Genomic DNA, 25493 nt, shown 5'->3' with positions numbered 1-25493 from the left:
GGCCTAGCGCGTGATCTTCGTGATGGTGTAGATGCGCGACTTGCCGGACGGAGTCACGACCTCGACGGTATCGCCCTCGGCGCGACCGATGATGGCGCGACCCACGGGAGACTCGTTGGAGATCTTGTGCTCAAGCGAGTTGGTCTCGGTGGTGCCCACCAGGGTGACCTCGGTCGCAACGCCGTCGCCGTCGACCAGGCCAACGGTGCAGCCGATGGACACGATCAGGTTGTGGTCGAGGGACTCGGCCTCCTTGGCGTTGGCGAGAATAGACTGGATCTCTGCGATGCGGGCGGCGTTTTTAGCCTGCTCTTCCTTCGCATCGTCGTACTCGGAGTTCTCCGAGAGGTCGCCGAAGTCGCGAGCGGTGCGAATGCGCTCGACAATCTCCTTCGTGAGGTCGCCCTCACGCCACTCAAGCTCGTCGACCAGCTTCTGGCGGCCTTCGGCTGTCAGTACGATCTCGCTTGCATCCATGCAGAAAACTCCTTGCTGTAGCGATGTGCGTCTAAATCCCACGGGAGAAAAAAGCGACCGGCAGACCAAGAGGCAACCGGCCGCCGCTTACCCGACGTTATGCGTTCCTACTCGGAGATGGGGCCCTCGTCGGAATCGGCTTCCTTCTTCTTCTTGGCCTCGGCCAGCTTCTCCTCGAGCTCGCGGATTTCCTTATCCTCCTCGCTCTCCTCGGGCTGGTCGCTGGTGTCATCGCCCTGCATGCCCTCGCGGAGGTTCTTGACGGTGGAACCGAGGGACTTGCCGAGCTTTGGAAGGTTCTTAGGCCCGAAAATGACCAGAACCACGATCAGGATGACAATCCACTCAAAACCCTTAGGGAACATATTTCCTCCCAGATGTACGCCAAAACGTGCTCGAACGAGTATACCGCGCGCGGGTGGCACGGACAACTCCGCCACATTTTACACGTGAGCAGGTAATGTGCGTGTAAAGCCGTGTGGAAATATGGCGAAGTCGCGATGCGCGCCCCCTATGCCATGCCGCGGTCCATGGCGTTTCTCGAGGCCTCCCCTTCGGCGGCGCGACGCCTCAAGCCTCAAAGCGTGTCACAACTGACATGAGGGCACCGGTTTTAGGCCCTTCATGTCAGTTGTGACACGCTTTTACATGCGGGACAAACCTAGAAGCATCCGGCACGGTCACTCCTCCTGCTTTATGCGAACCCCCAGCAGACCGATGAGGTCGACCGCCTGCTCGGGGGCAATGATCGAGCCGCGCAGCTCGCGAAATGAGTTGGAGACCACAAGACCCCCGATGTCGCAGCTCGAAAGGTCCACGCCGGCAAGCGCGGTCTGAAAGACGTCCGCACGCGAGAGGTCGCACTGCTCCAACGAGATCTTGCCCAGCTTTGTAGCCCTCCAGGCACTTTCTCTCAAGCTGGTCTTATATGCCGTCATGCCGCGCACCGTCGTCTCGGAAAAGTCTGCATACCGCAGCTGGCAGTCTTCAAACAGCACGCCGGTGAGCCTGCCCTTGGCGAGCCCCAGCCCGGGCGCCGAACACGAATGGAAATCAACGCGGTTGAGCCAGCAGCGCTCCATCGAGCTCGATATGAATCTGCAGCCCCTAAACACCACGTCGGTAAATGTGCACGCCGACAAATCGGCCCGCTCAAACGTGCAGGCATGAAACACGACGCTCGAGAACGTAGCCCCCGAGACATCGGCGTCTGAGAAGGTCTCGCCGTCGAACGAGGTCATCGTCACCTCGCCATCGGGCTCGTCAAGCAGCTCGCGCAGCTCGTCGCGCGTCACATGCCTGCCTATACGCTCGTTCACCTTCGCGTAGCCGCGCCTTGCGCCTGTCATGTCGAACACCTGCCTTTGTACCCAACCCGGTGTTGACGGTATGAATCGCCAGGGATTCGGCCCGCCATGCTGTCCGGCAGCCGCGCTGATTCGCACACAAAGCATACTGCCGCCAGATGCGTGCCGCGCAATGGAAACCTCGCCATCCCCTGACGCCATACGATATCGCGCCAACCTCAAGTGCCTCCATACCAAAACAGGCCAGAGCGGAAAACCACTCTGGCCTGTCTGCATGCGATGGTCGGGTTGACTGGATTTGAACCAGCGACCCCCGCGTCCCGAACGCGGTGCTCTACCAAACTGAGCCACAACCCGAAGCGGAGGCTATCTTAGCACAAGGGGAACCCGGATGCTAGCCCGCGGCGATATATGGTCCCGAGTTTTCCATTTTTGCCGACTGGCCCCACCAGCCGTGCTCCTTGATCGCATCGAGCACGATGGCATCTGCAGCCATCTGGGTGTTGCACACCGCGAACACGCAGGCGCCCGATCCGGTAACGTCGGCGGCGCGCACGTCGGGCTGCTCGCGAATCCAATCCAGAATCTCGGCGATCTCGGGCTCGATCGCGCAGGCGGCAGGCGCGAGGTTGTTCGCGACGCCGTCGAAGATCGCGGTCTCGTCATGCTGGCGAAGCGCCTCGAGCATCGGCTCGAGCTCGGGCACGTCGACAGGGTCCTCGTCGAAGCGCACGTAGGCATCGCGGGCGGTCACGCCACTCGCCAACGGCTTGACAAGCGCAACCGGAGTTCCGGTGAGCGGACGGAAGAGCTCGCGCATCTCGTCGCCGGCCCCAGCAAGGTACGCCGGAGGGCCGTACAGGAAGAACGGGACGTCGGCCCCGATAGAGCGTGCGACCTCATCGATCTTGGGGTCGGTGGGATCGAGCCCCCATTCCCGGCACAACGCCATGATCACCGCTGCGGCATCGGTCGACGGACCGCCCAGGCCCGAACGAACCGGGATGTGCTTATCGATCAGGATGGTGAAGTTCGGATCGCGGCCGAACGCCTCGCCCATGGCGACCGCCGCCCGGTAGGCCGTATTGTGCTCCATGGGGAAATCGGCCTCGGGCACGGTGTGCACCGAAAGCTCTTCGGCAGGGGCGATCGCGAGCGTATCTGCCAGGTCGATCGACGTCATGACCGAATCGACGCGATGATAGCCGCGCTCATCTTTTTGAGAATGTACGCCCAGGTACAGATTGATCTTTGCCGGAGCGGTGACAAGCATAAACCGCGCAGGCATGTTAGTGCTCCTCGGACTGGTTGCCCAGCGGCGTGAAGATATGCTCGCCCGACTCGGGGTCGAAAAGCTCGACCGAACCAGTGAGCACGTCGACGTATTGGTAGGACTGGCGCGACGTGCGGCCGCGGCGCTCGTTCACCTCGACGATAAAAACCACAGGATGAACCGTCTTGATGGTGCCCATGCGCTCAATGACGCGCGTGCGGCCCATGTTGGCCTTCACCTTCACCCGCTGCCCGACCATCTGGCTCAGATGCTCGTGAATCTCCTCGACGTGGTTGACTGCCAACTCTTCCATGGACGATGCCTCCTGCATGCTCTGCAATCAGGGCAGAATATCCCCAACTTAAAGTCAAACGGACAAGAGTATAGCAGCCTCGGCAAGGGTGGGCTTGATTTTTGACGTCATGTGTTGAGGGTGTGGCGGACCGGGGGCGCGACGCAGACCGCCCCCGGGGGCGCGTGGCCGAAAGCCCGTCGAGCACGACCGGGCGGCAACCGGCCACGCGAACCCGCAAAACGCAGGCGGCGGCGCGGCGAGCCTAGAGGTCGTCGGTATCGAGCACGATGGTGAAGGGGCCGTCGTTTACCAGCTCGACCTTCATATCGGCGCCGAACGAGCCCGTGGCGACATGCGACACATCCGCGCGTGCGAGCGAGACGAAGTATTCGTAGAGCTCATTGGCAAGATCGGGGGCTCCCGCCGCAGTGAAGGAGGGGCGGCGGCCACGGCGGCAGTCGGCAAAGAGCGTGAACTGCGACACCACGAGCACCTCGCCGCCCACGTCATCGATCGAGCGGTTGGTCTTTCCGTTCTCGTCCTCCATGATGCGCAGGGCGAAGATCTTATGCCACAGCTTTTCGGCCTCAGCGTGACCGTCGTTGTGACCCACCCCGAGCAGAATGAGGTAGCCCTGGCCGATCGAGCCCACCGTCTCGCCGTCGATGACGACGCTTGAGCGCAGCACGCGCTGGATGACAGCCCTCATGACGCCTTACGCCTCCTCGGCAGCCTCGTCGTCCCCAACCAAGGCACCTTCGGAGGCAAGCTGGGCGCAAAGGTCCTGCAGCGCATGGAAGCGGTGACTGATGGCGTTTTTCTCCTCGGGAAGGAGCTCGGCCATGGTCTTGCCCGGCGTGTCGTCGGGCAGAAACAGAGGGTCGTAGCCAAAGCCGTGGTCGCCCCTGCCCTCGTGGCCCACCACTCCCTCGCAGACGCCCTTGCCCAGTCGGACCACGCCCGAAGGCTCGATCAGTGCGACCACGCTCATAAAGCGCGCCGTCCGCTCGGCATCGGGGACATCGCGCATATTGGCAAGCAGCTTCGCATTGTTGGCGGCATCGTCTCCGTGCACGCCGGCGTAGCGCGCAGAATACACGCCGGGCTCGCCGTCGAGCGCATCGACGACCAGACCGGAATCGTCTGCAACTGAAACAAGGCCCGTCTCCGCCACAGCCGCCTCCGCCTTGATGATGGCGTTCTCGGCGAACGTGGACCCCGTCTCTTCGGGATCTTCAAAATCACCCAGCTGCCCCAGGGCGACAAAACGCGTTCCCGGCAGCGCGCGCCCCAAGATCTCTTCGATCTCGATCAGCTTGTGGGCGTTACCGGTGGCAACGACCACGGTATGCGCCGGGTCAAGCTCTGCGATGTCTATATGATCAAGCGCCATGGTGCGCCGTCCTCTCTTGCCACGGGCCATGCCCGCCGAGCCAACACGCCGGTCCGCGCCTGCGCGAAGGCGGCCCGGCACTCGTGATTATCGTCAGTCCCTGAAAGCCGTGACCTCGTCTTGCAGCTTCAACAGGTGCTGGATGCCCTCGTCGCCCAAGTCGAGCAGCGTGTTGAGACGCGCGCGATCAAATGGGGTGCGCTCCCCGGTGCCCTGAATCTCGATGATCTCGCCGGACCCGGTGGCAACGAGGTTCATGTCGACCTCTGCGTTGGAGTCCTCGGAGTAGTCCAGGTCGAGCAGGTTCTCGCCGTCGACCACGCCCATGGAAACCGCCGCCACCTGATCGGTGAGGGGCAGACGGGCGATCTTGCCCGCCTCGACCCACGCCATAAGCGCGTCGTGCAGCGCCACCCAGGCGCCGGTGATGCTTGCCGTACGGGTGCCTCCGTCGGCCTGCAGCACGTCGCAGTCCACCGTGACGGTGAACTCGCCCAGCGACCGCAGGTTGGTGACCGTCCGCAGGCTGCGGCCGATAAGGCGCTCGATCTCCATGGAGCGACCCTTGCGCTGGCCGGTCTCGCGTTTGGTGCGGCGATTGGTGGATGCCGGCAGCATGGCATACTCGGCGGTCACCCATCCCGCACGGCTCGCCTTGCGCCAGCCCGGCACGCCCTCCTCGATCGTGGCGGCGCAGAGCACCTTCGTGTCGCCGAACTCCACCAAGCAGGAGCCCAGCGCGTGCTTCATGACATCGCGCGTCAGCTTCACAGGGCGCATCTCGTTGGCGGCGCGCCCGTACGAGCGCGCGGGGTCAGTGAGGACCATGGGCATTCAACCTTTCCTAAATTGTCCCGCCGCGGCAGAAGGGCGGCGTCTTAGCGATGATACAGGGCGTCGAGCTCTTCGGGACCAACATACTCGACGCTGCGGAGCGGCTGGCCAAAGATGAAGCTCCCCGCAGCGGCGAACTCGGCGATGTTGTCCGAGGTGGTGGCGAAGCGATGGCGCGGAGTAACGCTTTCCGACGCGAGCTGCTCGCGCCGCTCAAGGATGTCCGTGAGCTCTCGGGTGGTCTCCTCCGCGGACGAGACCACGCGCACCCCCGGTCCCAACGCGGCCTCGATAGGCCCTGCGAGCAGCGGGAAATGCGTGCACCCCAGCACCACCGTGTCCACATCGCGGTCGGCAAGCGGAGAAAGCGTGCGACGCACCTCGGCGCGGTTCTCGGGCGTATCGAAGATGTCGCCGTCCTCGAGCCACCGCTCCTGCAGATGCGCGCCCGTAGCCAGCTCGCGTTCGACGATCTCGACGAAGCTCGGCGCCGGACACCCGTACACGTCTACGCCCGCATCCAAGCTATGAATGGCGCGCCGATAGGCGCCGGAGCGGACGGTCAGCTCGGTTGCAAGCACGCCGACCTTGCGCGTGCGCGTGGTGTTGATGGCGGCGCGCGCGCCCGGCGCGATCACCCCGATCACGGGGACGCGCAGCAGCTGCTGGGCCAGGTGCAGGCCCGCAGCCGTGGCGGTGTTGCAGGCGATGACCATGATCTTCACGTCATGGGCCTCAAGCCATCTGCCCGCCTGCATGACAAACGAGCGGACCTCGTCCTCGCTGCGCGGACCATAGGGGCAGCGCTTTGTATCGCCAAGGTAATAGATGGACTCATGCGGAAGCGCGCGCGCCATGGCGCGGGCGACGGTCAGGCCGCCCAGGCCCGAATCGAAGACGCCGATGGGACGGCTGTTGCCCGACCGCTCCGCCGCCAGCGGGTCGGTGACCGTAGGCTCGGCCGTGACCAGGCTGCCCTGCTCGATACGCTCTTGAGACGTGGGCTGGTGCTGCATGCGACTCGCCCCGCCTTACTGCTGGGCCGCCAACACGCAGCGCATGCTGCTCACCCAACCGTCCACGATGCGGCCCTGCGTGACAAACGCGTTGTCATGGCTGGCGAGGAACGCCTCGGCGGTGGGATTCTTGAGGCCGTTTTCCACCAAGAAGAACGTGTCGCAGTAGTCGGCCATGAGGAAGTCTGACGTAGCGTCGCCAATGGCGAGCGTCTCCGAGAGGTCGATGCCCCGGAGGTGGCAGAAGCGCTCGATGCCGCGCCCCTTGTTGAGTCCGCGCGGCATGATGTTGAACGCACGGCCTTTCACGCCCTCGGGAAGCTTGAGGGTGGTGGGCGCGGAGATGTAGTTCAAGAATCCGTTATCGCCCCAGTCGAGCTCGGCGCCGGAGGCCTCGATGATGGCGCGGGCCTCCTCGTCGGGAACCTCGCCGCGCAGGCCGACCGTGACCTCGCGATGCTTGTAGCCCGTCGACATGTCGTTGTGATACTCGAGCAGCCCGGGCCAACGGGTCGAGAACTCGTCGAGAATGCCCGTGGCCTCGATGCACTCATGCGGAGAATAGCCCCAGGCGGGGTTATAGGGCATGTCGGCGGTGTAGTACTCCCAGCGGCTCTCGCTGTTATCGATCATGAGCAAGCCGCCCATCTCGCCGATAAAGGAGTTGAGGCCCAGCAAGCGAATGTCCTCATGCAGCATCGAGCGGTTGCGGCCAGAGCAGGGAATGACCTCGATGCCCGCCTGCTTGAGCGCAAGCAGGGTGCTCACGAACTCAATGCTCGGGTTGCCCTTGGCATCTGCCAGCGCACACGAGCCAGGCGCCAGCATGGTGCCGTCAAGGTCGGTGAACACATAGCGCACCCGGCGAAGGCGGTCACGCAGCTCGCCGGTGGGAACGGATGGCAAAACGGTGTGGGGCATGAGAGCAGCTCCTTATGAAGAGGCCTTGAAACGCATCCCATTGTAGCCGCTGGCGAGAGCGCTCGCAGAACAAACGCAGCCGGACGCAGCGCCGGGCAGCCTCGACTCGGTCGACAGGGGACACGGGACTATTGATAGTGCAGGCGGCCCTCGTCGGCGCATGTAAGGTCGCGCTCCAGATAACGCCTTGCAAGCCAGCGCGCCATCGGCAGGTTCTGGTCGAGATAGTTGCCGCACTCTTCAGGCCGGGCGCCGGGGATCTCGCCCTCGAAGTCACGCACGAACTCAAAGAGCTCGCGCACGAGCGGCAAGATTTCCTCGGACGTCACCTTGCCGAATACGACCAGGTAAAACCCCGTGCGGCAGCCCATGGGGCCAAAATAGACCACGCGGGAGGACCACGCCGGATGGTTCCGCAAGAAGGTGGCGCCCAGATGCTCGATGGTGTGGCACTCCGCCGTGTTCATGACCGGCTCATGGTTGGGCTCGGTGAGGCGCAGGTCGAAGGTGGTCACCTGCACGCCGGTGATAGGGTCCGCGTCCACTCGCGAGACGTACACGCCCGGCTTGAGCACCAGGTGGTTGACGGTAAAGCTAGCAATCTTTTCCATAGGTAACCCCTTCTACCTCTTGTCATATTCCGGGCTGCCCCGCGCGCGTGAGCGGGCAGCGCCGAGCGGATATCGGCGGCCACGCAGTTCCTCGTGGAGCTGCCCCGCGCGCGTGAGCGGGCAGCACCTCCCTTTGAGCGTGCCGCGCGCACGCATCATGCTCCGAGTATACGGCGAAGCCCAGAAAAACCATGCAGACGACGGCCCGTCTTCCCAACATCATGTTTTCCGCTATACTGTTCTGTCACGGGCGATTGGCGCAACGGTTAGCGCAGGTGCTTTACACGCACAAGGCTGGGGGTTCGAATCCCTCATCGCCCACCACCGACACCGAAGGCCTCCCCCCGTTGGCGGGGAGGCTTTTTGTCATCTCGAGACTTCTGTTCCGCGAGCCGGGTCCTCCATCTCTACGCGCACCACAACGGGCGCCGCGCCGCCGCCGACATCGAGCGCGCCTCGTCGCCATGGTCGCCTCGTTGCCCCATCGTCGTGCCGCCGCATCGGCCTCGCTGCCTCGTCGCCCAGCCGTTACATCTGCCTCGCCACCTCGTCGCCCAGCCGTCACATCTGCCTCGTTGCCGCCTTGTCGTCACGTTTCTTCTGCACGATTTCGCCAAAGCTCGGTCTTTTTACAAAATCGGGGCATTTTTGTGCAAATTACCGAGCAACGGCGAAAAATGCGAACGCCGTTGCTCGGTAATTGTGTAGCTTCGAGATGAAGATGTGTCGCAGCGCGGCTTCGAGACGAAAGGGCGCGCGACGCCGGCGGGGATGGGGCGGCGCCCTGGATTCTGGACGACGCCCGCCCGCTTCGACGCGAACCGAGCGCGTGATCGTCCGCCTTGTCGGAGACGCGCCCCCTACCCCAGCACCTCGGCGAGGCAGGCGACCAGGTCGTCGACATCGGTGCGCTCACAGATGAGCGGCGGCAAGAAGCGCAGCGTGTGGTCGCCCGTCGCGTTGATCACGAAGCCCGCCTCGAGGGCCCGCGCCACCACGTCATGGGCGTCGCCTGCCGCTTCGTCCAGGTCGCACCCCACCATGAGTCCGGCACCGCGCACGTCGACAACGTGCGGCACCTCGGCAAGCCGCTCGGCCATGTAGGCGCCGATCTTCGCGGCATGAGCTGCGTAGTCGCCCTCGACGAGGCGCGAGAGCACCGTCTCGGCCGCCGCGACGGCAAGGCAGCTGCCGCCAAACGTCGATCCGTGGTCGCCGGGGCGGAACACGTCGGCAATCTCCTGCTTCGCCACGAAAGCGCCCGCCGGGACACCGCCCGCGATGCCTTTCGCCAGGCTCATGATGTCGGCATGGACATCGAAGAGCTGCACGGCGAAGGGCTTTCCCGTACGGAACAGTCCCGCTTGCACCTCGTCGGAGATGAGCACGCCGCCCACTCCGTGCACCAAGTCGTACGCGGTCTGGACGAACTCACGCGTCAGCGGATGGACGCCGCTCTCGCCCTGGATTGGCTCGAGCATGACCGCACAGATTTCGCTTCCGAGCTCGTCGAATATGCGCCCAAGCTCATCGACGTCGTTGGGGGTGCAGGCCACAAAGCCCCCCGGGAGCGGCTTGAAGCTGTCCTGCAGACGATCCTGCATGGTCGCCGCGATGGTCTCGAGCGTGCGCCCGTGGAATCCGCCCCTCAGGCAGACGATGGTGTTCCCGCCGTTGCCCGCACGGTGCGCATACAGACGCGCCAGCTTCATAGACCCCTCGTTTGCCTCGGCGCCCGAGTTGGAGAAGAAGGTCTTCCAGACCTGCTCGCCCTCCGCAGGCTCAGCCGCATGCGCGACGGCCTCGGCATCCCCGGCCACGATGGCGCCAGCAACCGCCCGGGCGCCGTCGAGGTCGTCGTTGGCAAGCTTCGAGAGCAGGGCGGCAACCTGGCCACGATGCTCGATATAGAAATAGTTCGAGACGTGCATGAGCTTTGCCGCCTGCTCCTGGACCACCTTGGCGACAAGGCCGCCGTGTCCCAAGCAGCACACGCCGATGCCCGCCAAGAAGTCGCGATACGTCCTGCCGTCGTCACCGATGAGCTCCATGCCCTCTCCCCCCACGAACTCAACGGGCGAGCGGCCATAGGTATGCATGAGATAGGTATCTTCGAGAGCCTTTTGCTGAGATAAAGACATGGGAACCAGCCTTCCTTATATGAAGCTATGGATACGAAAACAGAAACGACAGGACCGATGGATGCGACTGCGGGCATGCCGAAAAAGCTATCGATAGACGCAGATGCAACAACGTGGCGCGCCCCCAGCCGGAAGACGCCCGACGAAAGACTCCACGCCCGACGGCACGGTCGCCCAGAGGAGACGGCGCCGACGCTACAGCGGCTCGACGTCTTCCGACGCGCCGTCGATGTTCTCGGACAGGCGGGACGCAAACGTGCCCAGCGGATGGGGGCTCCAATCGTGCTCGTAGGCCTCGGTGGTCGAATGGATCACCGTGCCCACGCCGGCATTGGTCAAAAGCTCCAGCAGCAGCGAGTGCGGCGTCGTCCCGTTGATGATGTGCGCGCGATACACCCCTCCGCGCAGGGCAGTGATGCACGATTGCAGCTTGGGGATCATGCCCTTGGCAACGTCGCCGCCCGCAAGCATCTCTTCGGTCTCCTCGAGCGTGAGGTTTGAGATGAGCGAGTCTTTGTCGGAGAAATCTTCGTAGAGACCGTCGACGTCGGTTAGGAACATCACCTTGTGCGCGTGCACCGCCGCAGCGATATGCCCGGCGGCGACGTCGGCGTTGATGTTGTAGAAGCCCCCGTCTTCTCCCTGAGCAACGGTCGCCACCACCGGGATGTACTCGTTTTCCATGAGGCTTTCGAGGTAGTCGGCATTGATGCGCGTAATCTTGCCCACGCGGCCCAACCCCGGATCGAGCTGCTCGGCCATGATGGTGCCCGCATCGCCGCCCGAGACGCCCACGGCGACGTTGCCGTGCTGGTTGAGCGACGCGACAAGCTCCTGGTTCACCTTGCCGCCCAGCACCTCGCGAGCGATGTCCATGATCTCTGGAGTGGTCACGCGCTGGCCATCCTTGAACATGACCGGCAGGTCATAGTGCGACAGTGCCTCGTTGATGGCCGCGCCGCCGCCATGCACGAGCACGAGCTTCACGCCGATGATCTTGAGCAGCAAGATGTCCCCCATGACATCCGCCCTGAGCCTCTCGTCCACCATGGCCGAGCCGCCGTATTTGATGACGACCGTCTTGCCGGTTAGGTTCTTGATCCAGGGAAGCGCCTCGAAGAGCAGCTTTGCTGTCTGTTCGTTCGAAAGCGATGGACGTGAGTCGCGTGCGTATTTCATAGGTCCTGCCTCCGCTCCTTCAGCGGGTCAGGGGACGCCGGCGCCACGCGCAGCCAGGCGGCAGGGCGGGCAGGCGCTCGCCCCACGTGGCCCGGCAGGCGTGGCTAGGACCGATAGTCCCCGTTGATATGTACGTATTCATGGGTGAGGTCGCAGGTCCATACGGTCGCTGACCCGTCTCCCGCACCCAGATCGGCGGTGATGATGATCTCCGGCGCCTCGAAGCGGCGCAGCGCCTCGTCCTCGTCGAAGGGAACCGTGAGGCCGTCGCGACACACCGGAATATCCATGATGTCAATCGACACGTCGCGCTGGTCAAATGTGACGCCGCACTTGCCGAGCGCCATCGCGATGCGGCCCCAGTTGCAGTCACGCCCGGCGATGGCGGTCTTGACAAGCGGGGAGTTTGCCACTGCGCGTGCAGCCGTGTCGGCGTCCTCGTCGGTGGGAGCGCCGGTCACGTTGACGGTCACGAGACGCGATGCGCCCTCGCCGTCGGAAGCGATGGCGCGCGCAAGCGTCTCGCACACGATGCGCACCGCGCGCTCGAGCTCGTCGTAGGCGTCGGTGTTCTCCTCAATGGGACGCACGCCGGGCGCGGCGGCACCTGAGGCGAGCATGATGCACGTATCGTTGGTCGAGGTGTCGGAATCGACCGTCACCTTGTTGAAGGTCTGCGACACCGCACCGACAAGCAGGCGGTGCAGAGTTTGCGGCGCCACCGGCGCATCGGTGGTGATGCAGCAGATCATGGTCGCCATATTGGGCATGATCATACCGGAACCCTTGCACATGCCGCCGACCGTAAAGGTGCTGCCCACGTATTCCAGCGTCTCCGTCTCATAGGAGACGGCATATTCCTTGGGATGGGTGTCGGTGGTCATGATGGCGCGCGCAGCATCTGCTCCGCCGGCGCGCGACAAGACATCGCACACCTCGGGAATGCCCGTCTCAAACAGGTCGATGGCGAGCGGCACGCCGATGACGCCCGTCGAGGCGACAAGCACCTGGTTGGGCTCGCATGCCAGCACCTGCGAGGCGACCTCGCAGGTTTCGCGTGCGACCGATATGCCCATCTCGCCCGTGGCGGCGTTCGCATTGCCCGAATTGATCACCACGCCGCGAACAAGCCCGCAGCCCTCGGGTCCCAAGTTCTCACGGCTCACGGTCACGGGGGCGGCGCAGAAGCGATTCGTGGTGAACACGCCCGCGCCCGCGCACGGCTCGTCGGCGACGAGCATGGCCAGATCCAGGCGATCGGGATTCTTGCGGAAGCCCGCATGGACGCCTGCGGCCTGGAAACCCTTGGCGCTCGTCACGCCACCGTCCGGCACCGCACGGACCGTTGCGTCAAATCGGTTGATGTCAATCATGGTGCTCCCCCTATGGTTTGGGCATAGCGCCCGTAACATGCTTGTGGGTTCAGTGTACCGGGCATCGCCCGCCGCTACAATGGCACCCCCACCACGTTACACGGGGAGCGCGACGCCCGGCAGGCCTCGTCGCTCGTCCATGCCGAACACGACGTTGGCGCACTGGACCGCCTGCCCGGCCGCACCCTTGCACAGGTTGTCGATCGCACCCATAGCCACCAGCACGCCCACCTGGGAGTTGACCGCGAGACCGATCTGGCAGGCGTTGGAACCCGCCACCGAGGCCGTCTGGGGCGTTGAGCCTGCATCGAGCACGCGCACGAAATCGCGCCCCGCATAGAAGTCGCGGTACGCCTCGACAGCCGCCTCCGCGGTAAGCGAGGCCGCGGCTTCTGGCGTGAGAGGAAGCGTCACGGTGGAATGCAGGCCGCGCTTGAGGGGGGCCAGGTGCGGAGTGAACACCACGCGTCCCGGAAGGCCTAGGATCTGCTCGATTTCGGGGGTATGCCGATGCCGGCAGACGTTGTATGCCTCGACGCTTTCGTCGGCGTGGCAGAAATGGGTGCGGGCGTTGCAGGACTTTCCTGCCCCCGTGACGCCCGAGATGGCGTCGACCACCACGGCTCCGGCGTCCGCGACCCATCCCATGCGCACGGCGGGGGCGGCAGCGAGCGAAGTCGCCGTCGGATAGCAGCCGGCGCATGCGACGAGCACCGCTTCGCCCGCTGCATGTCGCGCGGCCACCTGTGCGAGGTTGTCGCCAAAGAGCTCGGGCAGACCGAAGGCACGCGTTGCAAGGAGCTCGGGCGAGGTGTGCTCCACGCCATACCACGTCTTGTAGACCGCAGGATCCGCGAGGCGGTAATCGGCCGAAAGGTCGATCACGGTGACGCCGGCAGCCAACAGGCCTGGCGCCGCGGCGAGCGCCGCGGTATGAGGCACCGCCAAAAACACGGCATCAAGATCGACGAGCGCCGGGTCGTCATGGGTGGAGAACACAAGGTCGGACACGCCTGCAAAGGAGGGATAGACCGAAGCGAGCGACTGGCCGGCGTCGGCATTCGAGGTGATGACCGCGAGCTCGAAATCCGGATGCGCCATGATGAGACGCACGAGCTCTGCTCCCGCATAGCCCGCAGCCCCGACAACTCCCACCTTGATGGCCATCTCGACCTCTCCCCTCTCCTGCCAGGCGCCATCGATGAGCCAGGGACTCCCCTCCGGCGCCTCGTCACTCGTAGACCAAACCAGCCATGCAGCAAACTGCATGCATGCGTTCATAATATGTAACAGGTCGAGAGAATAGCACGTATCTACTCATATGCATGCACATTCATGAACTTGTAATACAACAAACGAAGGAACGCGCGGCACGGACGGCCACCACGCGCCGATACAAAAAGCCCGGCCCCGCGCCACATGGCGCGGAAACCGGGCGATGCGCTCAAAGATGAGGCCGCGCGATTGCGCGAAAGGCGACTAGAACGTCACCGGGGTGTCGTTGTAGACGCACTCGAGCAGCTGCTCCATCTCCTCGGGCGTGGGCTGGCGCGGGTTGGAGCCGGTGCAGGCGTCGCCGATGGCGTCGACGGCGATGCGGGACTTCTTCTCCTCGAACTCGGCGTAGTCGATGATGGACTCGTCGGCCTTGACGCCGCCCTTGCCGTAGTTCTTGATGCCCTGCGGGATGTCCAGCTTGTCGTTGAGGTCGCGGATCTCCTGGACCAGCGAGGCGACGAGCTCGTCCTCGGTCTCGCCGGCGAGGTGCAGGACCTCCTTGGCGATGTAGGCGTAGCGGCTCTTGGCGCGGGCGTCCTTGGCGTTGAACTGGATGACCTTGCCGAGGTACATGGCGTTGGCGCACCCGTGGATGATGTGGTCGCCGGTGAAGGCGGCGCCGGTCTTGTGGGCCATGGAGTGCACGATGCCGAGCAGGCCGGAGGAGAAGGCGATGCCGGCGATGCACTGGGCCTCGTGCATGTGCTGGCGGGCCTCATGGTCGCCCTGGTAGGACTTGGGCAGCCACTCGACGATCTCGCGGATGGCGTGCAGCGCGTTGGCGTCGGTGAACATGGAGCCCGCGGTGGACACGTAGGCCTCGATGGCGTGGGTCAGGGCGTCCATACCGGTGTGAGCGCACAGCTTCTGCGGCATGGTGTAGGTGAGCTCGGGGTCGACGATGGCGACGTCAGGGGTGATGTTGAAGTCGGCCAGCGGGTACTTGATGCCCTTCTCGTAGTCGGTGATGACGGAGAACGCGGTGACCTCGGTAGCGGTGCCGGAAGTGGAAGCGATGGCGCAGAACTTAGCCTTGGTGCGCAGCTCGGGGAAGCTGAACGGAACGATGGCCTCCTCGAAGGTCTCGTTCGGATACTCGTAGAACAGCCACATGGCCTTGGCAGCGTCGATGGGCGAGCCGCCGCCGATGCCGATGATCCAGTCGGGCTGGAACTTCTCCATGGCCTCAGCGCCGCGCTTGACGGTCTCGACGGAAGGATCGGACTCGACGCCCTCGAAGATTTCAACCTCGAAGCCGGCCTCCTTGAGGTCCGCCTCGACGTCCTGCAGGAAGCCGCCGCGACGCATGGAGCCGCCGCCGGTGACGATCATGGCGCGCTCGCCCTTGAGGTTCTTGACCTCATGGCGGGCGCCCTCACCGAAATACAGATCGCGAGGATTGGTAAAACGTCCCATGTATGCCTCCAAACACGAGCCCTTGCGGGCACTTTCACGGGGCCCCGTACGAACCCCGCATGGACCAAAGGCTGCCCCTGACGCCGCGATCCGCATGGACCGGGTCAGAAGCACGATATGTGACGAGCCGATCATGAAATTCGCCACACATCAACGTTATTTTATCGCCCGTCGCCCGTCGCTATACATGCGATTCGGACGAACGGTTGCGCCATGGGGAGCAAAGGCGCCTTGTTCCCCCATGCGGTAAGATGCTGACACCAAACGCCGCCCGTCTCACGGACAAGGCTCGCGCACGGGCGCTATGCGGGGGGCAGGCGACAGATAGATGGGCATCCATATCAAGAAAGGAAGCCAGATGGCACGGCTCAGGACGGGCGACCGCGCACTCCTCATCGTGATAGCAGCCGCACTCGTCTGCGCGGCAGGATGGTTCGCCTCAAGGGCCCTTATGCCTGACCCTGAGGAGCCCGTGGTGGTCTGCCAAACCAAAGACGGCTTTCGGCGTGTCGACGCACTCGATGCCGACGCGACGTACACCGTGGTCACAGGCGAGGGCGACGCCGAAGGACGCAATACGGTGCGCATTCAAGGCGGGCAGGTGGATGTAACCGAGGCAGACTGCTCGAACCAGGTGTGCGTCGACCACGACCCCATCGCTCATGTCGGCGAGCAGATCGTGTGCCTTCCCCATGGCATGGTCGTGGAAATCGTGGCACACGAGGAAGACGCCGCCTCGTTGATGTAGGGCTACAACGAGACTCTGCAGCTCTCGGCGGGGTACACTGTTGTGATAACGTATTTCGCTCGCAAAGGCGGCATCCCGTGGCGCCTGGCGCGCGCCGGTCATCTTTTGAAACTAGGGAGGAGGAGTCATGGCATTCGACCCCATCCAAGAGGACTGCCACCGGCTCGTCCTTGAAGCGATGCGCCGAGAGCGCGTGTATCCCCTCGACAACACGGTCTTCATCGAAAAGGCCATGGAAACCTTCCAGAGCAACCCCTCGAGCCTGGTCTTCACCGACCGCGACCGCTCGTTTCACCTGGTAGCGCTTGCCACCGAGATCGTCGACTACCGCGTGCCGCTGATCGGTGACGAGGCGCAGGCGGAAGAGGAGACCGCCCGCGCCGAGCACGAGCTCGAAGAGGCGTGCGGGCTCGATCCCGCCAACTGGGACGCCAAACGCATGCTCGCCGCGCTGGAGGCCGAGTCGAACACCGCCTACGTGGAATACCTTCTCGCCCACCGCGACGAGGTTCGCCAGGATTTCGAACGCGCCTGCAACGAGGCGTCCGACCCCTATAGCCGCGAGTATGCGGGCGACCTCGCGCGCCGGCCCTATCTGCGCTGGCTTGCGGCGCTCGCGGCGCGCGCCCTTATCGCCGGACGCTATCGCCTGGCGCTCCAAACCGCCGAGGAGAGCCTCGCCCTTGCCGCCGACGACCCCGCCGACGTGCGCCTGACCGCGCTGCTCGCCCTGGCAAAGCTCGAGTGCACCCGTGACGACCTCAAGCGCTTCCGCGGCAAGCATGCCACCTCGTTCTTGCCGCCCGTGCAGCTGCGCCGCCGGCACCATCTTGCCGAGAAGGCGCCGGACGCCTGGTCGCTCATGGCGGAGCTTTCGGTCGCCTATCATGAGTTCGACCTCGCCGGCGCGACCCGCGTGCTCAGGACCATCCTGCGCAGCTATCCGCGCGCCGCAAACGCCCTGTACTTCCAAGCCGAGTTTCCCGACGGGGTCTATTCCCGCGTAAACGTCACCCCGGGCAGCGAGGACGAGCTCATCCTTGCCATCAGCGAGGCGACGCCGCTGCTGCAGGAGGGCATGGGATCGCCCACCAACGCGAGCTTTGCCAGCTGGGTCGCGACGCACGAGCTGGTGCGCGAAGCGCTCGAGCAGCAGACGTCTCGCGCAGAAACCGCCATGAGGCCGCGTATGGATGGAGAGAACTGATGGACCCGTCCGCCTACGTCCCCGCCTATCTCGAGCGTTCCTACCTCGATGCGCACCCCGAGCTCACCCCTGCCGCACGCGAGCTCGTGCACGACGACGTGTGGCAGCGGCCCGAAAAGTATGCCGTCACCGAGCATGCCCAGGCGCTCGTCGCCTACACCCGGACCCACGCCCATCTGCTGGCAGAGCTCGACCGCATGGAAGACCTTCCCGACGAGGAATTCGAGCGCAGGCGCGGGCAGCTCTTCGACGAGACGCGCCTCGCCCTCGCCAAGATCGTCGAGGCGGACCGCCTGGTGGTCGACGCCCATCTCGTCGCCGCCATGCTTTCCGACATGCCGCTTGATGACTGCATCAGCGACCTCATGAAAATCGAGGCGCGTGCGCGCGAATACCTCGAAGGATCAGGCTGCGGCTTCGATATCGACGCCCCCCACTTCTGGACGAGAGAGGCGCTCGAGTCGTCGGGCCTTACCGAGGCACAGCTCACACAGAGCGACCCCATGATGATCGGATGGCTCCACGCGCTCGAGGCGATCTCTCAGCTTTGCCTGGCGACGGCGCGCTATAAGGCCGCATCGTCCTATGCCCGCTGCGTCATGCGCGCCGCCGGCTACCCGAGCCACGCCGAGGGCACCGTCATGCTCGCCCTCGCCCGGCTCGAGGACGAGGACGGGTTCTTCGAGTTTGTCCGCGAGCTGCACTCGGCCGAAGACGCAGAAGGCCCCGGCGCTGAAGCAAAGGGCGTCTCGCATGCCTTCGCGCCCGAAGACGACGAGCTTGCCGCCGTCAACCGGGTGCCTGTGGACGACTCGCCCTGGTTCTTGCTCGCCCGCACGCTGCTGCTGTTCAAGAGCGGCCGCGAGCGTCCGGCGCGGCGCGCCCTGCGCGACTTCGCAGAACGCTGCGACGGCGGCGCCTTCTTCTTGCTCAATCCAACCTATATCGACCCCTATCTGCCCGTACGTCCGGCCGTGCGGGAGGCATGGGAGCTCACGCACCAAGCGGTGTGGGAGGCAGAGGGCGCGGTGTACGACACGCCCGACTTTGTGCCGTGGGCAGAAACGGTCGAGGGAATCTTCGACGCATCCGAGCTGTTTGCAGAACGCCACGGGTTCTAGCCACTCGATCGCGACAGGCGCCAGGTTCCGTAAAATACGCCGAAACCCTGCAATGCGCTATAGTTACTGCGACGTAACCCCTGCCGCCGTTCGCGCGGCATAACCGCTGTCGAACGCGACATCTAGCAAGGAGCATCTGTGGCAAGCATCTCCCTCAAACAGAAGGTATGTGTGCACTATACGGGCAGTTTCGATGACGGGGAGGTGTTCGATACCACCATCGGGCGCACCCCGCTGACCTATATTGAAAACAACCATGAGGTCATCCCCGGATTCGAGGCGGCGGTGAGCACCATGGAGCCCGGTGACAAGAAGAAAGTTCGCCTCGAGCCCAAGGATGCGTACGGCGAGCCCAACCCCGCCCTGCTCTACCAGATGCCGACCATCGACATCCCCAACTACGACGATCTGGTTGTAGGCGAGATGATCTATCTCATGAATGAGGAAGGCTACCAGCAGCTTGCCCGCGTCGTGAAGGTCGAGGACGACGGCATGACGATTTTCGACTTCAACCATCCCATGGCGGGCTGTCCGCTCAACTTTGAGCTCGAGCTCATCTCGCGTGAGCCCTATACAGGAGATGACCAGCATGAATAAGGCCGAGAAAGGCGTCTGCTGCCCAGGATGCCCGCACCGAGCAGCCTATGTCGCGGTCAAGGACGCCATCGGCCGTGGTCGCGGCCGCGTGTTCTGCGGAGACGCCGGCTGCCCCGTTGTGGGCGAGGTACATCCCGCGGCAACGGCATGTCCAGGAGGAATGTCCCGGCTGCTGCCGCGCTACGCCCAGGCAATCCCCGAGAGCGAGGGAGCCTCCGTCTGCGCGCACTTCATACATGACGAGCAGCTCGCACGCGCCTGCGCAGGCAACGAGGTGGCTCGCCCGCTTGACCATCTCGCCAAAGAAGGCGAGGTCGTGCTGCTCTGCATCCTGGCCTCCAGCAAGGCATATCTCGAGGACTCGGCCATCGAGCAGCTCGGAGAGGCCGCACGCGCGGCGGGTGCAGCCGATGTCACGGTTGCAGACCCCTTCGACACGCTTGGCTGCCAGCACATCGTGCGCGAGATGCTCGACGTCGCCGGCGTGCATGCCCTTGTGTTCGCCTCTCCCTGCGCGCGGCTGCAGACCGCGCGCCCCGCAGAGCCCGCCGAGGTCGACCGCCTCTCCTGCGTGGGCTGCCAGCGCTGCGTCCAAATCACCGGCTGTCCCGCGCTCTCTTTCATGCCGCCCAGCGCGGCAATCGACGCTGACGCCTGCATGGGATGCGACCTGTGCGTGGACTACTGCCGCACGCATGTGATTCTCTCGCCGCGAGCCCGCATGACCCCCCAGGAGCGCCGCGCCAACCGCTATGAGGCCGCACGCTGCTGATGCGCCCGACGGCGTTTTGACTAGGGTGCTGCGTCCGCCGCGATGCCCGCGGCATGTCACGCTCTAGGTGCCTCGCCCTGGATGCTGCATCCGTGGTGCGGCGCCCATCGCACGTCGCGCCACGGGCGCCTCAATAGAGACTTCGAAAATAACCGAGCAACGACGAAGAACGATTTCGCCGTTGCTCGGTTATTTTCAATTTTGGGCCCCGATTCTGTAAAAAAACCGAGCTTCGGCGAAAAGCGCGCCCGGAACTCGCGACCTCTCGGTTCGAACCCCGGCGCACGGCATGAGAAAAGCCCGGCCTCCCAAGGGAAGACCGGGCTGGAGCTTCGATGGTGCCCCCAGCGGGGTTCGCGCCTGCCTGCGGCAGCCGCAGCTCCGGGCGCTTCGCGCCCTCGCACGCTCGCTGGCAAACGCTTGAACGCGTTTGCTCAGTCTCGCGACCTCTCGGTTCGAACCCCGGCGTCTCGGCAGAAAAATGCCCGGCCTCCCAAAGGGAGACCGGGCCGAAACTTCGATGGTGCCCCCAGCGGGGTTCGAACCCGCGATCTTCGCCTTGAAAGGGCGACGTCCTAGACCGCTAGACGATGGGGACAGCGCAGAAAAGTATAACAGACCCCGGGGAATTCTCACAGACAACATAATCATCCGAGAAAATGGCCCTGTCGCGCTCGCCGCCGGGGCAGCTTCCTGTTGCGCTCCGACCGTGGCCGACACCACTGCCGGCCATCTCGCCATACGCGGCGCCCGCGCTCGCTCAGGCCGTGGCGTCCACGCCGGACCGATCTTTTGAGCAGAGGGTCGGCGGCGACTGGGACCCCTTGCCGCCCACTGGAGGCGTCCACATCTCTAGCGGAGAACTTCTGGTGCAGAATGGCCTCACCTGAAAAACTTCTGTTGCAAAACGGACGATAAGGGCCAGAAAAGAGGGGCTTAGCGGCCATTGTGCATCAGAAGTCTCTACAAGGCGTCCATTTTGCACCAGAAGATGCAAGGGACACGAATGCCGCAGGCAGCGCCTGCGCAAACGCAGGCAACACGCACTCAAATCGCAGCAGGCGCCATCGGCCCAGGACGGAACGCCGAGACAAAACCTCCCATCCCTTGAAGCTGGCTTTCAGTCCAAGGGATGGGAGGCGGCTCGCTTAGCTATCGCCCTCAGCGCGGGAGGACTCTCCTGATGCTAGCCCCTCCTGATGCTGCCGGCGCCAACCTTACACGTAGAACAGGATGTCGTCGTAGGTGGGAACCGGCCAGTAGTCGGCGGCGACGATCTCTTCCATGGCGTCGACTGCTGCACGGAGATTCTCCATGGCGGGATTCACCTCATGTGCATAGCAGTTTGCCTGCTCCTGCGCATCGAGGATGCCCTCCGCCTTCTGATGGACGGCGTCGAGGGCCTTGATGCCTTCGTTGATGTCGGTGATGCCGCGGCACAGCTTGTTGAGCGTGTTCTTCTCGCAGTCCATCGCGGCGTCGGCGCCGGCACCATGGATGATCTCGAGGCCCTTGGCGACCTTCGTCGCGTAGGCGGTGATCGCCGGGCGATAGGTGCGGCGAGCCTCACGAACCATGGTCGTTGCCTCGATGTTCATGAGCTTGTTGTACTTCTCGAGCTTCACCTCGTAGCGGCTGAACGCCTCGGTCTCAGAGAGCACGCCCATGCTGGTCCAGAGGGCCAGGTTCTTGGGAGCGACCATTGCAGGCAACGCGTCGGCGGTGGTGCGCAGGTTGTCGAGCCCGCGGTGCTCCGCCTCGTTTTGCCACTCATCCGAGTAACCGTCGCCGGAGAACAGAACGCGACGATGGTCGTTCAGCGTCTTCTTGCAGTACTCGAGCGCGGCGCTTGCGAACTCGTCCGCAGGCGTGCCCTCGAGCGCGTCGGCGAACTCTTTGAGCGTCTCGGCGACGGCGGTGTCGAGCACCAGGTTGGGGTCGCTCGGGTTAGCCTCAGAGCCCACCGCACGGAACTCGAACTTGTTGCCCGTGAAGGCGAACGGCGAGGTACGGTTGCGGTCGGTGTTGTCCTGCTCCAGGTTGGGCAGGACGTCGGCACCCAGGTCGAGAACGCCGTGCTGCGCGTGCACGCTCGCCTTGCCGTCCATGATCTTTTGAACGACCTCGGTGAGCTGGTCGCCCAAAAAGATCGAGATGATTGCCGGCGGCGCCTCGTTGGCTCCCAGACGATGGTCGTTGCCGCAGCTCGCAACAGACATGCGCAGCAGGTCCTGATACTTGTCGACGGCCTCGATCACCGCGGTCAAGAAGACCAGGAACTGCAGGTTCTCGAGGGGGGTGTCGCCCGGGTCGAGCAGGTTCTCGTCCTCGGTGCCGAGCGACCAGTTGTTGTGCTTGCCCGAACCGTTGATGCCCTCGAACGGCTTCTCGTGCAGCAGGCAGGTGAGGTCGAAGTTCGTCGCAACGAGCTTCATCTTCTCCATCACGAGCATGTTGTTGTCGATGCCCTCGTTGAGCTCGGTATACACGGGCGCAAGCTCATGCTGGCACGGCGCGACCTCGTTGTGCTTGGTCTTGGCAGGGATGCCGAGCGCCCACAGCTCATCGTCGAGCGCCTTCATGTATTTGGACACGGACGGACGGATGGCGCCGAAGTAGTGCTCCTCGAGCTCCTGGCCCTTGCAGGGCGGCGCCCCGAAAAGCGTGCGCCCGGTGATGACCAGGTCGCGGCGACGGCGATAGGCGTCCTTCTTGATCAGGAAGTACTCCTGCTCGAGGCCGACGTTGGGCACCACGCGCTTCGGGGTCTTGCCGAACAGCGCCAGCACGCGCTTCGCCTGGACGTCGAGCACCTTCATGGAGCGCAGCAGCGGGGTCTTCTTGTCGAGGGCCTCGCCGTTATAGCCGCAGAAGGCGGTCGGGATGCACAGCACCTCGTCCTTGATGAAGGCAGGGCTCGTGGGGTCCCAGGCGGTGTAGCCGCGGGCCTCGAAGGTCGCGCGCAGTCCGCCGTTGGGGAAGCTCGAGGCGTCGGGCTCGCCCTGGATGAGCGCCTTTCCGGTGAACTTGGTGATGGCGGTGCCATTGCCCACCGGCTCGAGGAAGCTGTCATGCTTCTCGGACGTGATGCCGGAGAGCGGCTGGAACCAGTGAGCGTAATGCGTGGCGCCGTGCTCGAGCGCCCAGGTCTTCATGGCATGAGCGACCGCGTTTGCCACATCGAGGTCAAGGGGCTCGCCCTCGTCGATGGTGGCGAACAGGCGCTTATACACTTCTTTCGGGAGGTACTCCTTCATCACGCTTTCGGAGAACACCAGGGTCCCGAATCGGTCGGTAAGATTCGCCATGCGGAATTCCCTTCTCTGCACACCGGAGGCGCCGGTGGGGTCGTATTGGATATCAAGCAGGTTAGTCACACCGTGTTTCACCCGAATTAACAGAGGATTGCCGGCTCGATACCATTTCGAGAAGCAAGTGTAACAGGACCATGACCATTCTGTATCATGCGTAAAGACAATCCGCTCATCTTGCAGGGATTTCCCGGTACGCAACCGCACCGGCATACGCCCCGCAACGGCAGAAGGGGTGACCTCGATGCGCATCGACGATATCTTCAAGCAGGCCGACTCGACGGGGCGCGCGCCCATCTCGTTCGAGATGTTCCCGCCCAAAGGCGAGCTCACGCTTGAGCAGGCGCGTGACGTCGCGGGCGAGCTCGCGGCGCTTGGCCCCGACTTCATCAGCGTGACGTACTCCGCGGGCGGCTCGGGCAACGCCGGCGCCACGGCGCGTATCGCCTCCATGATCTCGCACGAGCTGGACGTGCCCTCCGTGGCGCACCTCACCTGTGTGTCGCTCACGCATGATGACCTGGCCGAGAAAATCAACGAGCTCAAGCGCGCCGGCGTGGAAAACGTGCTCGCCCTGCGCGGCGACCTGCCCGCCGGCGTCGATGCCGCCCAGGCGGCGACAGGTGCCTTCCCCTTCGCCAAGGATTTGATTCCCGAGCTCGTCGACGCCGGGTTCTGCGTGGGAGCGGCCGCCTACCCCGAAGGGCATATCGACTGCGACGACCTTGCGCGCTCGGTGGAGCATCTCAAGCAGAAGCAAGACGCCGGCGCGAGCTTCTTCGTGACCCAGCTCTTCTTTGACAACGAGTACTTCTACCGATTCCGCGAGCTCGCGGACGCAGCCGGCATCTCCGTGCCGGTGACGGCGGGCATCATGCCGTTCATGAGCAAGCAGCAGATCAGCCGCATGGTGTTCATGTGCGGAGCCTCGCTGCCCTCGCCCGTAATCAAGATCCTCGCGCGCTTCGAGGACGACCCGGAAAGCCTCAGGAAGGCAGGTGTGGAGTATGCCTGCCGCCAGCTTGAAGACCTTGCCGAGCACGGCGTGGACGGACTGCATGTCTACGCGATGAACCGGCCCGCGGTGGCGCGCGCCGCCGTGCAGGCGCTCCGGGGCGGATGCCTGTGATAACGCGCCCCGGCGAAGACGGCCGCACCGACGCCGACGCCCTGCCCCGAGAGGCGGCCATCGCGGGCGCCCACTCGCGCGCCCGCGCGCCAGAAAGCGGACAATACCCATCCCCGGCAGCGAGCCTGCCTGCGACCCTGCCCGCGGCACCCACCCCATGGCGAGCTGCGGAGCATGGAGGCGTGCGACTCGACCGCGAGGAGATGTACCGCTATCTAGGCCATACCGGCCAGCATCTTGAGCCGGAACTGGCAGCGCGCATCGAGGCCATCGCCGCGGGCGTCGAGAGCGATCTGGCCCCGCGCGGGGCCTGGGGCGTCTTCCCCGTCATCGCCTCCACCGGATCCGGGGAGGTATCCCCCAGCGATGCCGGCGCCGCCAATCCGCGACCCGTCCCACCCGAGCGAGAAGGCGCGGGAGCTCCCCATGCATCCGTGGCGGCTGGTGCCGACAGCGCACCGGAAGGCATGCCGCACATCAGGCTCGGAGGAACGACGGTCGTCCTTTCAGGCCGCGATATCTTCCGCCATCTCAAAGATGCCCGATGGGCGGCCGTCATCACGTGCACCCTGGGACACGAGAGCGAGCGGATGCTTCGCCTTGCCGGAAGTCGCCGACCGTTCGAGGGCGCCGTTTTGGACGCGGCATGCTCCGCCTACGCCGAGGCTGCCGCCGAAGCCATGGATAACCTCGTCTCCGACCGGGCGCGGGACGCCGGGCTCTTTACCACTTGGAGGTTTAGCCCTGGCTATGGGGACCTTCCGCTCGACGCGCAGCCAGCCCTGCTCGCCGCCGTCAACGCCGGGCGCCTCTGCGGCATCACCACCACTCCCGCCAACCTCCTCATGCCCACGAAAAGCATCACTGCCATCATCGGCATCTTTGACCAGGAGCCGACGCGGGCAGGCATGCGCGGCTGCGCGGCCTGTCGCCTGAGGACGGGCTGCTCGTTCCGCGCGCGGGGCGCCACCTGCTATCGTCAAGAAGACCTACACGCGCCTGGCACGTAGTGACGCCGCAGCCGCCCTTCGCATCCCCCTCGAGACCGCAACGGCGCCCACGCCCCCTGCAATCTCTGTCTCTTATACACATCT

24 protein-coding genes and 3 tRNA genes are annotated in these 25493 nt (G+C 64.4%); 8 read left to right on the top strand and 19 right to left on the bottom strand.

The features are described 5' to 3' along the window. Positions 1 to 3: 3 nt before the first annotated feature. From H6A15_RS07185 to H6A15_RS07130, 12 genes are all read right to left on the bottom strand, one after another. Positions 4 to 477, bottom strand: a complete 474-nt coding sequence (locus H6A15_RS07185) for a GreA/GreB family elongation factor (protein ID WP_087409965.1) — start codon at positions 475 to 477, stop codon at positions 4 to 6. A gap of 107 nt (positions 478 to 584) precedes the next feature. Beyond that, positions 585 to 842: a twin-arginine translocase TatA/TatE family subunit gene (gene tatA, locus H6A15_RS07180; RefSeq protein WP_204673072.1), complete on the bottom strand. Its 258-nt coding sequence runs from the start codon at positions 840 to 842 to the stop codon at positions 585 to 587. Between the two features lie 315 nt (positions 843 to 1157). Next, complete coding sequence (locus tag H6A15_RS07175) at positions 1158 to 1826, bottom strand: pentapeptide repeat-containing protein (protein ID WP_204673071.1); 669 nt, start codon at positions 1824 to 1826, stop codon at positions 1158 to 1160. Between the two features lie 238 nt (positions 1827 to 2064). Continuing rightward, positions 2065 to 2141, bottom strand: a tRNA-Pro gene (locus tag H6A15_RS07170). Positions 2142 to 2178: 37 nt separating this feature from the next. After that, positions 2179 to 3072, bottom strand: a complete 894-nt coding sequence (gene ispE / locus H6A15_RS07165) for a 4-(cytidine 5'-diphospho)-2-C-methyl-D-erythritol kinase (protein ID WP_204673070.1) — start codon at positions 3070 to 3072, stop codon at positions 2179 to 2181. 1 nt (position 3073) lies between these two features. Continuing rightward, a complete protein-coding gene (locus H6A15_RS07160) occupies positions 3074 to 3370 on the bottom strand; it encodes a Veg family protein (protein WP_204673069.1) in 297 nt (98 codons plus the stop codon). 244 nt (positions 3371 to 3614) lie between these two features. Next, positions 3615 to 4061, bottom strand: a complete 447-nt coding sequence (gene dtd / locus H6A15_RS07155) for a D-aminoacyl-tRNA deacylase (RefSeq protein WP_204673068.1) — start codon at positions 4059 to 4061, stop codon at positions 3615 to 3617. 6 nt (positions 4062 to 4067) lie between these two features. Continuing rightward, on the bottom strand, positions 4068 to 4745 hold the full coding sequence (gene rdgB, locus H6A15_RS07150) for an RdgB/HAM1 family non-canonical purine NTP pyrophosphatase (protein WP_204673067.1): 678 nt from the start codon (positions 4743 to 4745) through the stop codon (positions 4068 to 4070). A gap of 93 nt (positions 4746 to 4838) precedes the next feature. Further along, positions 4839 to 5573 (bottom strand): ribonuclease PH, encoded by a 735-nt coding sequence (rph, locus tag H6A15_RS07145; protein ID WP_428840700.1) that lies wholly within the window; start codon positions 5571 to 5573, stop codon positions 4839 to 4841. A gap of 50 nt (positions 5574 to 5623) precedes the next feature. Further along, a complete protein-coding gene (murI, locus tag H6A15_RS07140) occupies positions 5624 to 6595 on the bottom strand; it encodes a glutamate racemase (protein WP_204673065.1) in 972 nt (323 codons plus the stop codon). Positions 6596 to 6610: 15 nt separating this feature from the next. After that, positions 6611 to 7516 (bottom strand): HAD family hydrolase, encoded by a 906-nt coding sequence (locus tag H6A15_RS07135; protein WP_204673064.1) that lies wholly within the window; start codon positions 7514 to 7516, stop codon positions 6611 to 6613. 128 nt (positions 7517 to 7644) lie between these two features. Further along, complete coding sequence (locus H6A15_RS07130; protein WP_204673063.1) at positions 7645 to 8127, bottom strand: S-ribosylhomocysteine lyase; 483 nt, start codon at positions 8125 to 8127, stop codon at positions 7645 to 7647. 248 nt (positions 8128 to 8375) lie between these two features. On the opposite strand from H6A15_RS07130, the gene H6A15_RS07125 reads away from it, so the two are divergent. Further along, positions 8376 to 8451: transfer RNA gene (locus tag H6A15_RS07125), tRNA-Val, on the top strand. A gap of 536 nt (positions 8452 to 8987) precedes the next feature. Here the strand turns inward: H6A15_RS07125 and H6A15_RS07120 are convergent. The 5 genes from H6A15_RS07120 to H6A15_RS07100 all read right to left on the bottom strand — a co-directional run bounded on the left by H6A15_RS07120 (position 8988) and on the right by H6A15_RS07100 (position 15514). Continuing rightward, positions 8988 to 10268 carry an aminotransferase class III-fold pyridoxal phosphate-dependent enzyme gene (locus H6A15_RS07120; protein WP_204673062.1) on the bottom strand — a complete coding sequence of 427 codons (1281 nt, stop codon included), beginning with the start codon at positions 10266 to 10268 and terminating at the stop codon, positions 8988 to 8990. 195 nt (positions 10269 to 10463) lie between these two features. Next, positions 10464 to 11447: an acetylglutamate kinase gene (gene argB / locus H6A15_RS07115; RefSeq protein ID WP_204673061.1), complete on the bottom strand. Its 984-nt coding sequence runs from the start codon at positions 11445 to 11447 to the stop codon at positions 10464 to 10466. Between the two features lie 104 nt (positions 11448 to 11551). Further along, positions 11552 to 12820 (bottom strand): bifunctional glutamate N-acetyltransferase/amino-acid acetyltransferase ArgJ, encoded by a 1269-nt coding sequence (argJ, locus tag H6A15_RS07110; RefSeq protein ID WP_204673060.1) that lies wholly within the window; start codon positions 12818 to 12820, stop codon positions 11552 to 11554. Positions 12821 to 12916: 96 nt separating this feature from the next. Then, positions 12917 to 14089, bottom strand: coding sequence for an N-acetyl-gamma-glutamyl-phosphate reductase (argC, locus tag H6A15_RS07105; RefSeq protein ID WP_239462440.1), 1173 nt, complete (start codon positions 14087 to 14089; stop codon positions 12917 to 12919). Between the two features lie 210 nt (positions 14090 to 14299). Then, positions 14300 to 15514 (bottom strand): iron-containing alcohol dehydrogenase, encoded by a 1215-nt coding sequence (locus tag H6A15_RS07100; protein WP_204673059.1) that lies wholly within the window; start codon positions 15512 to 15514, stop codon positions 14300 to 14302. A gap of 358 nt (positions 15515 to 15872) precedes the next feature. Here H6A15_RS07100 and H6A15_RS07095 point away from each other — a divergent pair, with 358 nt between their 5' ends. The 5 genes from H6A15_RS07095 (at position 15873) to H6A15_RS07075 (ending at position 19959) form a co-directional block, all read left to right on the top strand. Continuing rightward, positions 15873 to 16262 carry a NusG domain II-containing protein gene (locus tag H6A15_RS07095; protein WP_204673058.1) on the top strand — a complete coding sequence of 130 codons (390 nt, stop codon included), beginning with the start codon at positions 15873 to 15875 and terminating at the stop codon, positions 16260 to 16262. A 127-nt stretch (positions 16263 to 16389) separates the two neighbouring features. Next, positions 16390 to 17469 carry a hypothetical protein gene (locus tag H6A15_RS07090; RefSeq protein WP_204673057.1) on the top strand — a complete coding sequence of 360 codons (1080 nt, stop codon included), beginning with the start codon at positions 16390 to 16392 and terminating at the stop codon, positions 17467 to 17469. Next, positions 17469 to 18590 (top strand): hypothetical protein, encoded by a 1122-nt coding sequence (locus tag H6A15_RS07085; RefSeq protein WP_204673056.1) that lies wholly within the window; start codon positions 17469 to 17471, stop codon positions 18588 to 18590. The genes H6A15_RS07090 and H6A15_RS07085 overlap by 1 nt, the downstream gene beginning before the upstream one ends. Positions 18591 to 18728: 138 nt before the next feature. Continuing rightward, positions 18729 to 19187: an FKBP-type peptidyl-prolyl cis-trans isomerase gene (locus H6A15_RS07080; RefSeq protein WP_204673055.1), complete on the top strand. Its 459-nt coding sequence runs from the start codon at positions 18729 to 18731 to the stop codon at positions 19185 to 19187. Continuing rightward, positions 19180 to 19959 carry a 4Fe-4S binding protein gene (locus H6A15_RS07075; RefSeq protein WP_239462439.1) on the top strand — a complete coding sequence of 260 codons (780 nt, stop codon included), beginning with the start codon at positions 19180 to 19182 and terminating at the stop codon, positions 19957 to 19959. The genes H6A15_RS07080 and H6A15_RS07075 overlap by 8 nt, the downstream gene beginning before the upstream one ends. 521 nt (positions 19960 to 20480) lie before the next feature. Here H6A15_RS07075 and H6A15_RS07070 read toward each other — a convergent pair. After that, positions 20481 to 20557 (bottom strand) — tRNA-Glu (locus H6A15_RS07070). A gap of 619 nt (positions 20558 to 21176) precedes the next feature. After that, positions 21177 to 23267, bottom strand: a complete 2091-nt coding sequence (locus H6A15_RS07065; RefSeq protein ID WP_204673053.1) for a glutamine synthetase III — start codon at positions 23265 to 23267, stop codon at positions 21177 to 21179. Positions 23268 to 23514: 247 nt separating this feature from the next. Between H6A15_RS07065 and H6A15_RS07060 the strand changes: the two genes are divergently transcribed. Both H6A15_RS07060 and H6A15_RS07055 read left to right on the top strand, forming a co-directional pair. Next, positions 23515 to 24399 (top strand): methylenetetrahydrofolate reductase, encoded by an 885-nt coding sequence (locus tag H6A15_RS07060; protein WP_204673052.1) that lies wholly within the window; start codon positions 23515 to 23517, stop codon positions 24397 to 24399. Further along, positions 24390 to 25409 carry a hypothetical protein gene (locus tag H6A15_RS07055; RefSeq protein ID WP_204673051.1) on the top strand — a complete coding sequence of 340 codons (1020 nt, stop codon included), beginning with the start codon at positions 24390 to 24392 and terminating at the stop codon, positions 25407 to 25409. Before H6A15_RS07060 ends, H6A15_RS07055 begins: the two co-directional genes overlap by 10 nt. Positions 25410 to 25493 lie beyond the last annotated feature (84 nt).

This window comes from Enorma phocaeensis (assembly GCF_016901575.1).
In the GTDB taxonomy this organism is placed as follows: Bacteria; Actinomycetota; Coriobacteriia; order Coriobacteriales; family Coriobacteriaceae; genus Limicola; species Limicola phocaeensis_A.
This window is presented reverse-complemented; position numbering and strand designations above follow the sequence as displayed.